Genomic DNA, 15,776 nt, shown 5'->3' with positions numbered 1-15,776 from the left:
CTCTGAGATTAAGCTTTAATTCACAATACACCCGATAAACACGCTTATGGTTCCATTGATAGCCGAGCTTTCTGATACGATTAAAGCATTTAGGAAAGCCCCAGCGTAAATGCCGGTCTGTGATAGCATTCAATACCGAAACAATCACCGAATCATCCTGTAACTTAGGTTGATAATAGTAAGCACAACGGCTTAAGCCAACGATAGCGCAGCTCATAGCTATAGTAACAGAATGATTTTGTTGTAGTTGCTGTGCCCACGTTTTACGTGCCTTTGTGGGCACTAAAGCTTTTTTATGATTTCTTCCTGAAGCTGTGATTTTAAGCTCAGTTCGGCAAACATCTGCTTAAGCTTGCGGTTTTCCACTTCGAGTTCTTTTAGACGTTTGATGTTTGAAGTTTCCATACCGCCATATTTTTCTCGTCATTTATAGAAAGTTGAATTACCCATGCCATATTTACGGCACAACTCTATAACGGGAATACCCGCTTCCGCTTCTTTTAAAATAGCGACGATTTGATGTTTAGTCATTTTTTTCATCATTAAATCCCCTTTACTTTTATCATAGAGAATTTTCTACTTTTTTGCTGTACTATTTTAGGGGAGAGTTACACAAGTTATGTAGAAAGCCGGAAAACACGAGGACATTGGGAGGGAGATACGATTATTAGCCGTAAAGACAAGCAAGCATTGGTGACATTAGTTGAACGCAAAACAGGGCTAGTATTAATTGGGCGCCTCAATCAACGTACCGCCTCCGAAACGAGAGATATGATAATAAAATTGCTAACGCCGTTTAAAAAAATGGTTAAAAGCATCACCTTTGATAATGGAACCGAATTTAATTATCATCATGCTATTGAGCATTATTTAAATACTACCGTGTACTTTGCGGAGCCTTATAAAAGCTGGCAAAGAGGCACAAATGAAAACACCAATGGCTTAATACGTCAGTTTATACCTAAGTCAGCGGCATTTCATTAGTTGACGACAAACAGATAAAGAAAATACAATATCTATTGAACACACGCCCAAGAAAACGGCATAAGTTTAAAAGCCCTGCCGATTTTTATTCTAAGGAGCTAAGAAGAATTGCTCTTCATGGTGTAATCTAGGAAATTTAAAAATAATTTATATTAAAAATCATTGCGTTACTTTTTTTATCATTAAATATTAAAAAATATATGAAATTAAATTGAACTTTTCTCTAATTAGTTTGTCTATATTAACAGATTACGTTTTTCATTTTTTGCCTTCCATCCGAGTTTTCGGGTGGATTTTTTTTCCTGATACTCCTTTCATATAAATATTTTTAAAATCTTTTCTTTTCCCATTTATTTATTAATAACTACTTGCTTTAGTATTTTTACTTCTTTTTTTTTGCTTTAAAATAATGCGTATAGAAAGCTAGTATTGCTAGAATTTTAATTATTTAATAAATAGCGCCTTTTCTTTGGTTATCAAGTCTTGATCATAAATTGTTTTAAATTGTTTTAAATTTTTTTGAATACTACTATTTTTAATAAAAGATTGAGCAATGAGCTGTACTTTGGTTGCGAAATTGTTATGTGAGAGAGAGATTATTATGTTATTTTCAAAAAGAACACAAGGGCACTTAATCGCATTAATGACAGTGTTTCTTTGGGGAACAACATTTATTGCAACAAAAGTTTTATTGACGGATTTTAAACCAATAGAGATCTTGTTTTTTCGATTTGGACTTGGCTATCTAGCCCTTTGGATCTTATCACCGCGCTTTTTTGCTTGGCAGGGGGTTAAGCGAGAGTTTATGTTTTTATGTGCAGGGTTGTGTGGTGTAACTTGTTACTTTTTATGTGAGAATATTGCATTAACTTATACTACAGCTTCAAATGTTGGAGTAATTACCACTTTAGCACCAATATTTACTGCAATACTATCTATTTTCTTTTTAAAAACCGAAACTCCTCCTAAACGTTTTTATGTCGGCTGTTTATTTGCAATTATTGGTGTTGGACTAATTAGCTTTAATGGTAAGTTTGTGCTTTCGTTAAATCCACTTGGTGATCTGCTTACTATGTTGGCTTGTTTATTTTGGGCTTGTTATTCGATTTTAACTAAAAAAAGTAGCAATTATGGCTACAATACTATTTTGTTAACAAGGCGATTCTTTTTTTATGGTTTGATGTTAATGTTTCCTGTATTATCTTTCTTTGACTTTGATTGGAATTTATCACGTTTTACCGATCCTGTTAACATTTTTAATTTTTTATTCTTAGGTGTTGGTGCCTCGGCTATTTGTTTTGCATCTTGGAACTATGCTGTTAAATTAATTGGTGCAGTTAAAATTAGTATTTATTTATATTTAGTTCCAATTCTTACTATTATTGCGGCTGTTATTATTTTGAACGAACCTTTTACTTGGATTGCTGCTATTGGAACACTATTTACGCTTTGTGGTATGTTATTATCAGAAGGTGTAGTTAGGGTAACAAAAAAATAATTTTTTTATTAAGTCGAACATATAAAAAGGAGCATTAGCTCCTTTCAGATTGATGACAAAGAACCCGATTTTATTTAATAAATTTGCAATATTTTGATATCACTAATCGAAATTATTGTATTCTTTTATCAATTGCATCCATGATAATTTGCCCTAAATGCTGATAATCTTCGTCAAAATGATGGCCTCCGGGTAATTTGAATGCTTCACCTTTCATTTCTGGCTGTAAGCATCCAGTATCGTGTTTCTCTTCTTCACCATAAATACAAAATAGTTTACTCGCTGGTATGTTATTGACTTCTGGACCTGTTTTCATTTCATTACCAGATTGACCAAGCCAACCACTGATTTCAATTTCAAAATTGGCATTTTTTGAAAATGCGATCATCACAATCGCTTGAACACTATTTTGATCTGTAGTTGATAACCGATTATAAAGTGCAGGTAAAATATCTCCACCGAATGAATAACCTGTAAGCACAAAACGAGTTGTACCCCATTTTTCGCGATATTGTTGCATCAAATAGGCAAGATCTTTTGCACTACGCTCAACAGAACGGTGTTGCCAAAACAGTTTCAAAGCATCGACACCAACAACAGAATAACCATGCGCAGCCATATATTCAGCAGATACTTTGTCTAAGTCACGCCAGCCCCCATCGCCAGAATAGTAAAGAGTAATGGTTTTAGGATGAACTTCTTTACTCGTTGCGGGTAATTCAATAACAGGTAGCTGTTGATGATCACCAAATAAAATTGAAGATAAATGCAAACTTAAAAGCTCAACAGGTGAAGTTTGGTATTCGCCAATTCCTGTGGTGACAGCAATCTTTTTCTGTTCTCGTGGGAATACTGCAACATTTTCTTCGGGTGGATTATTCCAAATTACTTGCCACGTTCCGTGGTTAGCTTGTTTTGGCAATGGATCATCACAATCTTTATGATCTAATATGAATTCTATTGATAATGCTTTAGCATCATCACTTTGCTGTTCTGCTAGCCATCGATAAGCAAAAGTGGCACCTTCTCTCATACCTGCAACAGCAAAATTAGATTCTCCTAATATGTTTACAGCTTGGTTAAAGCGATTTTTTTGCTCAGCACAAGTTGCTTGCGGTTTTAATTCAAACTGAACTAGTTTAGCGCCCATTTTTTCAGATAAGTTTAATAGTTGTTGTTCTGTAAAATGATTGTTGTTAGTTGCGACAATAATAGCCGCAGCTTCGGCTGTTTGTTTAGGTTTTGCCGATATAATAGAAAAATCATTTTCGATTGTTATCGTTTTTACTGACGCACTATCTTGTTTTTTTATCAAATACCAACCAACAAATCCTAATAGTACTATGAGTATCATAACAATTAACAACAAAATGCAGTGTATTATTTTTTTCATATTATGATCTCTTATTCTTTTTTAATCCCGTTATTCCACCTGAAATTAGCATGGTGGTGTCAATGATTGCAACTAAAGGATCAAGCCCTGCGGGAGCCGCCATATAACGTGGCTCCCAGTGTGTTGCAAACTTCTCTTTGAAGCGGCGTAATCCTTGGAAGTTATAAAAACGTCCACCTCGTCTAAAAACTAGCGCACCTAGTCTTTGAATCATAGGAGCGCCTCGACGTCTTTGCATACCTGCAAGTGGAACCATCCCTAAACTGAAGAATTTAAAATCTTTTTGTTGATAATGTAAAATCAACCCAACCATTAAAAACTCCATAGTTAATTTAGGAATATCTTGGACAACACGCATTAAATCAATGCTTGCACTATAGTTTTGATTTGTTTCTAGTAGATTTACAAAAGCAATAATACGACCTTCATATTTTATTGCCGCAATAGTGAAATTATTCAAGTATTGTTCAGAAAAAGCGCCTAACGAAAATTGCTTTTCTTTAGCGTGTTTGCTTTTTAACCATGCATCTGAAACTACTTTTAATTCATCAAGTGGTGCTGTACCTGGAGAATAAAATACTAAAGATAGACCATCTCGTTGACCTCGATTCCACGTGTAGCGAAGATCTTTATAATCTTTTGAGCTTAAATCAAATTGTTTTAAATTAACTAAGGCTTCTTCACCAAGCTTAATAGTTCTAAGACCAATATCCATATAAAAAGATAAATTTGCTGCTTTAACTTGATAAAAAACCGGACGAAGATTATGTTGATCGCACAAATCTCGAAAAGTCCAAATTAAATTAGCACGATCAGTACTATTCCCAATTGGATCATAAAGGGCAACCATGCTTCTGCCTCGCTTGGCATACATTATAAAAGCAGTTTTTGATTCATTAAAAAGTAATGACTTATCGCCACTCATGGCAAGCCCACCTTCAGGTTGTTTTGAATCTAAAATGATTTGATAGGCTTTACTTAGCTCGTTTTGTTCTGGTTGAGTTAGAATTGGTGGCGCAGGGCGAAATAACCAAAACAACATAATAAAGCTTAACAAAATAAAACTGCCTAAAGCGGCACGAAGTGCACGCGGTACTCGGCTGTCTAACTCAAATTGCCACCATAAATCGTGACTATAAGGAATATCTTGATATATAAATAAAATTAGCCATACAAAAAGCGCAATAATGCAAAAGCAGATGACAAACGATTTAATTGAAAAAGGTAATATGCTTAATCGACTTTTACGATAGAAAGCATGTTTAAAATGGATTAATAATATCGCTATAATTAATAATACACTGGCTTCAATCCAATGTAATCCGCGTAAAAGCGAGCAGATACTACCTAAGAATAATAAAATAATTGAAATGCCCCATGCAAAATAGAGTCTTCGTCTTACTCCTACTGCAAGTAATATGCATAAAACGCCAATTAAACTAGCAATTAGATGAGCAATATTGACTATTTTACTGGGGATAAAGGTGCTGACTAAATGGTGATTAAACCCAGGAAGTACACTTGAAAACATCATCACCACACCGGCAAAAAATACAGCTGCCGCCATGATAGGCGCTGCAATCCCTGTTTCTGTCTCTTTAACCTGAGGTGCGGTTAAAAAATGTTTTCCCTCGTTTATTAAAAGCAAAATAGCCGCCAAAATAAGGGGAATTAAAATATAAATAATGCGATAAATGATTAATGCAACGGTTAATGAAGCTATATTAATTTCGGATGAAAATGCCGCTAACATAATAGCTTCAAATACACCAACACCACCAGGAACGTGACTCAATACTCCAGCTACTAACGCCAGAATATAGATCATAATAAAGGTGACAAAATCAGGGTGTTTTGGTAAAAGAAAATAAAGTACTGCGCCGGCTAAAATGGCATCAAATAGAGTAATGATAAATTGGTAAGATGCTAAACGAAGATTAGGAAGACGGATAGGCCATCGAAATAATTGATATAATTGGGTGTTGTTATTTGGTTTTTCTGCTAATCGGTTATTTTGCAAAAAGATAAATAGCACACCATAAAAGCAAATTACGCTACATGCAATTATCCACACACTATTTGCTGATAAATGCAAAGCTAACATCGTATTTTTGGGATGAATTAAAGCGGTAATCGCTGCTAATAATGGTAAAGTGAATCCTAATGATAAGGTAACAAAAATTGACATTCTGGCAACATCAATAGTTGTTAATCCTTGTTTAAAATAGAGACGACAACGCACCGCACCACCAGATAATGCCGACAATCCGATTGCATTACCGATAGCTGAGGCACAAATTCCGCCCAGCACAATAGTTGCGGGTTTCAATTTGACGCCCGCATAACGTGCAGCTGACCATTCGTAGTAGATCAACATTAAATAACTACCAATAGCAGATAAACACGAAAATAAAATTGTAGACATCGAAAGGTGATGAATAGCTCTTTTTAACTCATTAACATTAATTGCCTTAAGTAAGTGCCAACACACAATCAGTGCTATAAAAAAGATAGATAGACCAAATAGTAGAGCTATAAACTGGCGATAACGAGTGAAGTATTCTATTAACTGCCAAGGCAAAACTTTACGCGTTGATATTTTCACTTAATCAACTCCAATATTTGCTTTGATAATATTTTGATTCGCGCATTCTACCTTTCCATTTTAGTGAAAACAATCGTGATAAAATAAAAAAAAGATAAAAAATATTTACATTCAATGTTTTTCTATATGTAGATATTTCATATAAAAATAATAAGACTATCTATTTAGCCTAAATTGATATTGATTTACTATATTAAATAACGTATTTGCTAATTATTTAGCAATATATATACATAAAATTTTTATGTGTTTATCATTCTGTCTTTAATTAATTTGTTGAGTAAAAATGAGATGAACGAATTATCAAATACCTTCTTAACAAAGGAACAACAAAAGCTTGTTTTGGATGTTCAATCTTTTGTTAAACAGAAACTATCCAATGATTTTTCTGGTCATGATATGGCGCACATTGAACGTGTTGTAAAGTTAGCAAAAAAGATTTTACAGCATGAACCAAAAGCGAACGGTTTTATTGTGATTGTTAGCGCTTATTTGCATGATGTGATTGATGAAAAAGTGGTTGCTGATGTGAGTCAAGCAATAATGGAATTGCGTGATTATTTAACGTCTCTAACACTTACCGACACCGAAATTAAGATGATTTTTGCTATCATCGAGAATATGTCATATCGAAAAAATCTTAATCAGAAAAAAGAATTATCACTAGAAGGGCAGATCGTACAAGATGCCGATCGTTTAGATGCATTGGGTGCAATTGGTATTGCTCGCACCTTTTATTATGGCGGTAATAAGCATAATATTATGTACGATCCTAATATTTCACCACGAACTTCACTGGATGAAAATAATTATAAACATCCTAATACCGTTATTAATCATTTTTATGAAAAACTTTTTTTACTTAAAGATATGATGAATACCCCCATAGCTAAAAAGCTAGCCGAGCCAAGACATCATTTTTTAGTTCAGTTTGTTAAACAATTTGAAAAAGAATGGCAAGGAGAGGATTATTCTTACTGAAAATTAGTTTATCGATAATAGTTAGAGTATGAATAATTAATTTTTGAAAAATTTGTATAACACCTGCCTCTTTTAAAAAGACAGGTTTTACTAAAATGGAATTGGTGTTCCAACTAATCCAAGCACAATAGGAAGAGTGATCAAGCTTAATAAAGTACTGAGCAAGGTCGCACTTGATACCAGTTCTGGATGTGTATCAAATTGTACTGACATTAATGTGGTATTGGCGGCAGTTGGCATTGCAGCAAGGACAATTAAAACTTGTTTATAAACAGGCTCAATTGGCATAAAGTAAACCATACAAAATGCCACAATTGGTGAAATCACCATACGTGCAAGTAAGGCAAATGAGATTTTAGGATAATTAAGCTGAGTAAGTTTTATTTTTGCCAGTTGCATGCCCAAAATAATCATGATCACTACAATTGATGCGTCACCGATCATTCCGATTGAAGTCATAATCGATTTAGATAAAGGGATGTGGCACAATTGGAAAATAATACCTAAAAAAGCGCCATACGCTACAGGCATACGAATAACTTTATTAATAACGTCTTTTTGATTTACAATATCACTATGAGCGCTACCTTTAGCCGCATAGTAAATGCCTACAGTACTCATTACAAACTGTTGTAATACCATCATTATTACGCCAAGATCAAAGCCGACAGCTCCAAAAAAGATTAATAGTACAGGAGTACCATAGTTACCATTGTTCATAAAACAGGAACTCAAAATCATTGCACAGCGCTCTTTAACTGAATACTTCATGAGTATCGAGCAAATTGAGACAATAATAACTAATGAAAAGCATAAACCAAAGACATAACCAATATAAAATAGATAATCTGTAGTTAAAGTATGAGTATAAAACGTTTTAAATGTCAAAAAGGGCGATAGCACATAAAGTGACATTTTCGATAGGTTGGCGACATCAAATTTTAAGGCTTTTTGTGCGATAAAACCTACAATAAAGATACAAAAAATAGGAAATAAGATAATAAAAAATTGCATAAGTTATATCTTTTGGTTAATTAAATTAATTCATTGAATCAAAAGCTATAATGATTGATTCTCGAAGTTTTTGACATGTTTCATCATCAAGCGCTTGATTGTTTTTATCAGTTAGAATAAACAGATCTTCAATATGTTCGCCGATAGTTGCTATTTTAGCGCTCCGTAATGATAAATCTAAATTAGCAAATATTTCGCCCACACAAGCCAGCAATCCCGGTCTATCAAGTGCTATGAGCTTCATATAGGTTTGGCTGTCATTAAAGGCTGAAAGAAAGTTAACCTGAGTCGGTACTGAAAACGATCGCAATCGTTGTTTCGGTGGTTTTATGGTGACAGGTTTGTAAACAGGTTGTTGTAGTGCTTTATCAAGTGCATTTACTAGACCTTGGTTTCGATCTTCTTGTACTGTTTGTCCATTAGGCTCTAATACGATAAATGTATCGAGTGCAAATCCTTTTTTATTTGTAATGATAAGTGCATCATGAATAGTTAAATTATGCATACTTAGCGTATTACACACAGTTGCAAATAGATAAGGTCTATCTGGCGAATAAATAAAAAGCTCACTACCACCATGAGATGGATTTGGATTTATGGCTACTAATGTTTTGCCCAAGTCATGTTGCAATAGAATTTTTGCATGCCATACAATCTGTTCGGTTGTATAACGGACAAAGTAGTCAATGCGATAGTTTTGCCAAAGCTCTTTAATAATTTGTTCATCATAATTTTGTTTAACTAAAATGGTTAATGCTTCTTGCTTATTTTTACGTGCAACACTTCGCTGTTCGGGTATTTGGTGTATACCAGAGTCAAAGGAACTTGCTGCACTAAGATAGAGTTCGCGCATTAAACTTTGTTTCCAATTATTCCAAAGCGTTTCGTTTGTAGCACAAACATCAGCTACTGTTAGGCATAACAAATACTGTAAGCGACGCTTACTTTTGACCAATTGAACAAATTCTCCAATTACCGCAGGGTCTTGTAAATCTCTGCTTTGAGCAGTAACAGACATCAGTAAGTGATAACGTACTAGCCAGCAAATTAAATCAGTATCTTTGGTTTCGAGTTCGTGTAGTTGACAAAATTTTTCAACTAAATGAGCGCCAATTTCCGAGTGATCGCCATGTTGGCCTTTGCCAATATCATGAAATAGACCAACAATTACCAATAATTCGAGTTTAGGTAATTTAGCAAAGACTTTTGCACTATTAGGATGTTTTTGTTTGCCACTTTCGGTTTTAAGACTATCAAGTTCAAGCAGCAAGCGGATGGTATGTTCATCAACAGTGTAAGCATGGAACAGATCAAATTGCATCATCCCAGATATATGTTTCCAACCCGGTATATAGACAGAAAGTATACCGTATTTATGCATTGGTAAAATGGCTTTATTAATTGCATCTGGGTGCTTGATAATCGACATAAAAAACGCTCTTGCTTTTGCATCTTCACAAAGTAAAGTGGTTAGTGTACGCCGAGCGGAACGTAATTGTCTAATTGTATTAGAATACAGTCCTATAACTTGAGGATTCAACAAAATAGTGTGAAAAAGCTGCATAATCATGACGGGATCTTTTTTGAAAATGTCATTATCTTTTACATCAATTAGGTTGTCTCGAACTTGAAAATATTCGTCAATATCATAAGGTTTGTTATGTGGATTATGTTCAAGTATAGATTCATAAAACAGTTGTAATAACATTTGATTAAGTTCAGTAATATTGTGAGCAACACGATAATAATCATGCATCATCTTCTCAACAGGAAAATTACCTTCGCCTTGATAACCTAACATGTTAGCAATGCTTAGCTGACGATCGAATAACAAACGATTATCATAACGAGTTATGACACAATGAAGCGCAAAACGTATTCTCCATAAAAATTTACGACAAGTTTTAAAGTCTTCAATATCTTCAGGGGTTAAATAGTTGAAATCAGCTATTTTTTGTAGAAATTCTCCACCAAAGTGACGAATCGCTATCCATTGAATAATTTGCATATCTCGCAATCCACCCGGACTATTTTTCAAATCAGGCTCTAGGTTATAAGAGGTGCTGTGATATTGCTTATGACGTTCATGTTGTTCTTGTATTTTTGCCTTATAAAAAGCACGAGACGGCCAGATTTTATCGCTAAAAATTTGCTTATGTAGTTCATCTAATAGTAATTGATTGCCAGAAATAAGCCTTGATTCAATCAAATTAGTCATTATTGTGATATCATTTTTTGCTTCTTGTAGGCAGATTCTGAATGTTCTAACACTGTGCCCTATATCTAAATGCAAATCCCATAACAAGCGAACTAAATCACTGATCTGTTTTTCTATCTCTTTAGTCAACGGATAATCACTTAAAATTAAAATATCAATATCTGACAGTGGGTGTAATTCTGCTCGACCATAACCACCAACAGCAACCAAAGCGATACGATTACGTTTAAAGAAGGAAGAAACATGTTTAGGTATTTGATAAAAACGCCATAATCGTTCAAGTAAACGGTCAATAAATTGACTGCGTAAATGCACTAAGGTATCAATGTCAGCTTGTTGCTCAAACTGGACCATGGACCACTGTTGAAACTCCTCAAGCTGCTGTTTTAGATATGTAATATTTATCTGTTCATCATTGAAATTAAGTGGAGAGACTGGGTAACAAAAATGGGTTTTAGTCATAGCTATATTATCAAATTAAGACAATTCAATAGCTATATCGTTACCCGATTTTAAATGACTGTCAAGCTACGGTTAGAAGAAAGAAAATTATTATTAATTGATATTAACAACAAAAAAGGAACAATAATTTGTTCCCTTTGTCAAAAAGTTTCAGGTAAGTATGTGTTTGAGTATAAAATTATAAAGTAAAATCGCTTAAATCATCTTCATTAATTTCAGAATCAATTTGTCCAACTAAATATGAGCTCATTTCGGCTTCTTGTGGTGCTACTTGCACATTATCAGAAACAAGCCAGTTATTAATCCATGGAATTGGATTGGATTTAGCTTCAAAAGGTAATTTTAGTCCGACCGCTTGCATACGAATGTTCGTTATATACTCGACATATTGGCATAATATATCTTTATTTAAACCAATCATTGAGCCGCCCTCAAACAGGTATTCGGCCCATTGTTTTTCTTGATTAGCGGCTTGTAAAAATAAGTTATAACAATCTTGTTCACATTCTTTGGCAATTTCAGCCATTTCGGGATCGTCTTCACCACTGCGTAGTGTGTTGATCATAAACTGAGTGCCAGTTAAATGTAGCGCTTCGTCGCGGGCAATAAGTTTAATGATTTTGGCATTCCCTTCCATTAGTTCTCGTTCAGCAAAAGCAAATGAGCAGGCAAAACTAACATAGAAGCGAATAGCCTCAAGTGCATTGACACTCATTAAACATAAGTAAAGTTTCTTTTTAAGTTCACGTAAATTAATGCAAACAGTGTGATTATTGATGTTATGTTCACCTTCACCAAATAAATTATAGTAACTTGCATAGCTAATAAGATCATCATAATAACCTGCAATGTCCCCAGCACGTTTTTGAATTTCTTTATTAGTGACAATATCATCAAAAACCACAGATGGATCGTTAACGATATTACGAATGATATGAGTATATGAACGAGAATGAATGGTTTCAGAAAACGACCAAGTTTCTACCCATGTTTCCAATTCAGGTATTGAAATAAGTGGCAGTAAAGCAACATTAGGGCTACGACCTTGGATGGAATCAAGCAGAGTTTGATATTTTAAATTGCTGATAAAAATATGTTTTTCATGCTCTGGTAACGCAGCATAATCAATACGGTCTTGTGAAATATCGACTTCTTCTGGGCGCCAAAAGAAAGAAAGTTGTTTTTCAATTAGCTTTTCAAACATCTCATATTTTTGTTGATCATAACGCGCAACATTCACTGATTGTCCAAGGAACATTGGTTCTTTAAGCTGGTCGTTATGCACTTGCGAAAAGGTACTGTAATTCATACTCATAAAAGAACTCCTACTCATTTACTGTTGCTTTTACCGCTTCCTTTTGACAGTGTAAAAGGCAAGTTGAATGGGGAAATTACTAGTTTTCCCCGATAAAAAATTGAATTTTAGCGTGTAGCTATTTAGTTTTAATCAAGGTTAAATTTTGCAAGCGCCACCTTCACAGCCATCATCCGAATGGGTTGTTGGAACAATATCACCTTGAATATCTTCAGCGCCATCGCGTGTATTATGATAATAGAGTGTTTTTACGCCAAATTTATAAGCAGTCAATAAGTCTGATAATAGCTGTTTCATGGGTACTTTATTATTTGGGAACTTAGCCGGATCATAATTAGTATTAGCAGAAATTGATTGATCAATAAATTTCTGCATGATGCCTACTAATTGTAAATAACCAGTGTTATTTGGAATTTGCCAAAGTAATTCGTAAAAATTTTTCAGATGGTTATACTCAGGAACCACTTGTTTTAAAATACCATCTTTTGATGCTTTTACACTAATAAAACCACGTGGTGGTTCAATACCATTTGTTGCATTGGAAATTTGTGACGAAGTTTCTGATGGCATTAATGCCGATAATGTCGAATTACGAAGTCCATAGGTTTTAATTGATGCTCGTAGTGATTCCCAGTCATAGTGTAATGGCTCTTTAGTAATGGTATCTAAATCTTTTTTATAAGTATCAATAGGTAAAATACCTTGCGAATATGTGGTTTGACTAAATAATGGGCAGGTTCCCTTTTCTTTAGCTAGATTATTCGATGCTTTTAGCAAATAGTATTGCATGGCTTCAAAGGTACGGTGAGTTAAATTGTTGGCGCTGCCATCGGAATATTTAACCCCATGTTTTGCTAAATAATAGGCATAGTTAATAACACCAATACCTAATGTACGACGATTTAATGAAGAATGACGAGCTGCAGGTACAGGGTAATCTTGGTAATCAAGTAGTGAATCAAGAGCGCGTACCGCTAAATCGGCTAACTCTTCAAAGTCATCTAGAGATTCTATTTTACCTAAATTAAAGGCTGATAATGTGCAAAGGGCAATTTCGCCATGTTCATCATTAACGTTGTTAAGCGGTTTTGTTGGCAGTGCGATTTCCATACATAAATTAGATTGATGAACAGGTGCTAATTGTGTATTAAATGGGCTGTGAGTATTACAGTGATCGACATTTTGGATATAAATACGCCCAGTTGATGCGCGCTCTTGCATTAATAATGCAAAGAGTTCAATGGCTTTAACTTCGCGTTTGCGAATATTTGGATCTTGTTCATATTGTTTATAAAGTGTTTCAAATTTATCTTGATCGGCAAAGAAAGCATCATAAAGACCAGGAACGTCCGATGGGCTAAATAAGGTAATATTTTCGTTTTTGATTAAACGTTGATACATTAATTTATTGATTTGTACGCCATAGTCTAAATGACGGACACGATTTTCTTCAACGCCACGGTTGTTACGTAATACTAATAAACTTTCAACTTCTAAATGCCAAAGAGGATAGAAAACAGTTGCTGCTCCTCCTCGCACACCACCTTGCGAACAAGATTTAACCGCTGTTTGGAAATATTTATAAAATGGAATGCAGCCTGTATGAAAAGCTTCACCACCACGAATTGAGCTTCCTAACGCACGAATTCGCCCTGCATTAACTCCAATTCCTGCCCGTTGTGATACATATTTAACAATAGCGCTTGCTGTGGCGTTAATAGAATCTAAACTATCATCACATTCAATTAATACGCAAGAACTGAACTGTCGAGTAGGAGTACGAACCCCCGCCATAATTGGCGTTGGTAGCGAAATTTTAAAGGTTGAAACGGCATCATAAAAGCGTTTGATATAACTAAGACGTGTATCTTTAGGATAATTAGCGAAAAGGCAAGCTGCAACTAGAATATATAAAAACTGCGCGCTTTCATAAATCTCGTTAGTGACACGATTTTGTACTAGATATTTTCCTTCAAGTTGTTTAACTGCGGCATACGAAAAAGACATATCTCGCCAGTGATCGATAATCTTATCCATTTGTTCAAATTCTTCTTGCGTATAATCTTCAAGCAAGTGTTTATCATAAAGCTCGTTATCGACCAATTTTTTAACGTGTTCATAAAGTGAAGGTGGGGTAAATTGATTAAAGGCTTTTTTACGTAAATGAAAGATTGCTAAGCGTGCAGCTAAATATTGATAGTCTGGCGCTTCTTGTGAGATCAGATCGGCTGCAGCACGAATAATTGTCTCATGAATATCCGATGTACGAATGCCATCATAAAATTGAATATGTGAACGTAATTCAACCTGAGAAACAGAAACATTTTCTAATCCTTCAGCAGCCCATGTAATAACACGGTGGATTTTATCAAGGTTTATTGGTTCTTTCTTTCCATCTCGTTTGGTAACAAGTATTGATTTATTCATTCTTTCATTCCAATGTTAAAATATATTTTTAATTATGATAATTGATATTTATCAAAATATACAATATATAGTACCTATTAATTGAATTTGTCACTATATGTAGTATTATTAATCAATGGTTCAAATTTATTAATTAAAATAAAACGTTATTGATTTTAATAGTTAAAATTTATTTTTCATAAAAAATGATAAGAATAACTTATGCAAGTTAACGTCGTGCTGTCGATATCATTTAATTGATTATCGACAAAGTAAAAATCTGCATGAGTTAAAATGTACTTGGCTGATGTAGCGGGCGGTGTACGGGTCGTAATATTGGTAGCGATTATAATGTAACCCTGATTATTCGTATCATCCTGATACTCACCTTTACAAGGCCAATGCTAAAGCGAGGTTGCCATAGGAGTTGTAATTTCTGTTAAAAACTTTCATGTAACTATACGTTTTAGTATAAAATTGTTTTTTAGTCGGGCTGACTGATCCTAGCCAGAATATTAGACAGTGCCCGCCTCTATCATTTTTTCGTTTTGGTAATATTGTTGTTCATATTGTTCAGGTGATACCCAGCCATTGGCTGAATGACGGCGTATCCGATTATAATAGATTTCAATATATTCAAATAGTGCTTTATTAGCCTGCTTCCTCGTTTTATAGTAACAGTCATGAATAATATGGGTTTTGAGTGTATGAAAAAAACTCTCAACAACCGCATTATCAAAGCAGTTTCCTCTTCGACTCATGCTTTGCCTTAGTCCATATTGTAATAATAATTGCTTGAAATCAGCACTGCAATATTGGCTTCTTTGGTTACTATGAATGAGTACATTTTTAGGAAAGTGACGCCGAAATAAGGCTTGTTTTAATGTATTACACACTAAA

At 34.4% G+C, this 15,776-nt stretch carries 12 protein-coding genes and 1 pseudogene; 3 read left to right on the top strand and 10 right to left on the bottom strand.

Annotated features, from left to right (window positions below; genetic code table 11):
• From A9G37_RS12600 to A9G37_RS13345, 3 genes and pseudogenes are all read right to left on the bottom strand, one after another.
• A pseudogene (locus A9G37_RS12600) lies at positions 1-283 on the bottom strand (IS3 family transposase); the annotation flags it as partial.
• Positions 283-405 carry a hypothetical protein gene (locus A9G37_RS13220; RefSeq protein ID WP_255306888.1) on the bottom strand — a complete coding sequence of 41 codons (123 nt, stop codon included), beginning with the start codon at positions 403-405 and terminating at the stop codon, positions 283-285. The gene A9G37_RS13220 and the pseudogene A9G37_RS12600, both read right to left, overlap by 1 nt.
• 18 nt (positions 406-423) lie before the next feature.
• Positions 424-543, bottom strand: coding sequence for a transposase (locus A9G37_RS13345; RefSeq protein WP_141671141.1), 120 nt, complete (start codon positions 541-543; stop codon positions 424-426).
• A 3-nt stretch (positions 544-546) separates the two neighbouring features.
• On the opposite strand from A9G37_RS13345, the gene A9G37_RS08725 reads away from it, so the two are divergent.
• Together A9G37_RS08725 and A9G37_RS08720 are read left to right on the top strand one after the other, a co-directional pair.
• Positions 547-984, top strand: a complete 438-nt coding sequence (locus A9G37_RS08725; RefSeq protein ID WP_081297709.1) for an IS30 family transposase — start codon at positions 547-549, stop codon at positions 982-984.
• Positions 985-1,585: 601 nt separating this feature from the next.
• Positions 1,586-2,482 carry a DMT family transporter gene (locus A9G37_RS08720; protein ID WP_065575277.1) on the top strand — a complete coding sequence of 299 codons (897 nt, stop codon included), beginning with the start codon at positions 1,586-1,588 and terminating at the stop codon, positions 2,480-2,482.
• 112 nt (positions 2,483-2,594) lie between these two features.
• Here A9G37_RS08720 and A9G37_RS08715 read toward each other — a convergent pair whose 3' ends face one another.
• Together A9G37_RS08715 and mprF are read right to left on the bottom strand one after the other, a co-directional pair.
• Positions 2,595-3,875 (bottom strand): virulence factor family protein, encoded by a 1,281-nt coding sequence (locus A9G37_RS08715; RefSeq protein ID WP_081297708.1) that lies wholly within the window; start codon positions 3,873-3,875, stop codon positions 2,595-2,597.
• 1 nt (position 3,876) lies between these two features.
• Positions 3,877-6,480, bottom strand: a complete 2,604-nt coding sequence (mprF, locus tag A9G37_RS08710) for a bifunctional lysylphosphatidylglycerol flippase/synthetase MprF (protein ID WP_065575276.1) — start codon at positions 6,478-6,480, stop codon at positions 3,877-3,879.
• Positions 6,481-6,771: 291 nt separating this feature from the next.
• Between mprF and A9G37_RS08705 the strand changes: the two genes are divergently transcribed.
• Positions 6,772-7,461, top strand: a complete 690-nt coding sequence (locus A9G37_RS08705) for an HD domain-containing protein (RefSeq protein WP_065575275.1) — start codon at positions 6,772-6,774, stop codon at positions 7,459-7,461.
• A gap of 90 nt (positions 7,462-7,551) precedes the next feature.
• Here A9G37_RS08705 and A9G37_RS08700 read toward each other — a convergent pair whose 3' ends face one another.
• The 5 genes from A9G37_RS08700 to A9G37_RS08680 all read right to left on the bottom strand — a co-directional run.
• On the bottom strand, positions 7,552-8,475 hold the full coding sequence (locus A9G37_RS08700) for an AEC family transporter (RefSeq protein ID WP_065575274.1): 924 nt from the start codon (positions 8,473-8,475) through the stop codon (positions 7,552-7,554).
• Between the two features lie 25 nt (positions 8,476-8,500).
• On the bottom strand, positions 8,501-11,155 hold the full coding sequence (gene glnD, locus A9G37_RS08695) for a bifunctional uridylyltransferase/uridylyl-removing protein GlnD (protein ID WP_065575273.1): 2,655 nt from the start codon (positions 11,153-11,155) through the stop codon (positions 8,501-8,503).
• A gap of 178 nt (positions 11,156-11,333) precedes the next feature.
• Positions 11,334-12,464, bottom strand: a complete 1,131-nt coding sequence (gene nrdB / locus A9G37_RS08690) for a class Ia ribonucleoside-diphosphate reductase subunit beta (RefSeq protein ID WP_065575279.1) — start codon at positions 12,462-12,464, stop codon at positions 11,334-11,336.
• Between the two features lie 144 nt (positions 12,465-12,608).
• Positions 12,609-14,897 carry a class 1a ribonucleoside-diphosphate reductase subunit alpha gene (gene nrdA, locus A9G37_RS08685; protein ID WP_065575272.1) on the bottom strand — a complete coding sequence of 763 codons (2,289 nt, stop codon included), beginning with the start codon at positions 14,895-14,897 and terminating at the stop codon, positions 12,609-12,611.
• A gap of 494 nt (positions 14,898-15,391) precedes the next feature.
• The coding region (locus tag A9G37_RS08680) for an IS3 family transposase (protein ID WP_141671140.1) at positions 15,392-15,776 on the bottom strand (385 nt) is incomplete at its 5' end.

The sequence above is a fragment of the Gilliamella sp. GillExp13 genome (genome assembly GCF_001690815.1).
In the GTDB taxonomy this organism is placed as follows: Bacteria; Pseudomonadota; Gammaproteobacteria; order Enterobacterales; family Orbaceae; genus Gilliamella; species Gilliamella bombi.
Note: the sequence above shows the minus strand (reverse complement) of the source record. Positions and strands in the feature narration are given on the sequence as shown.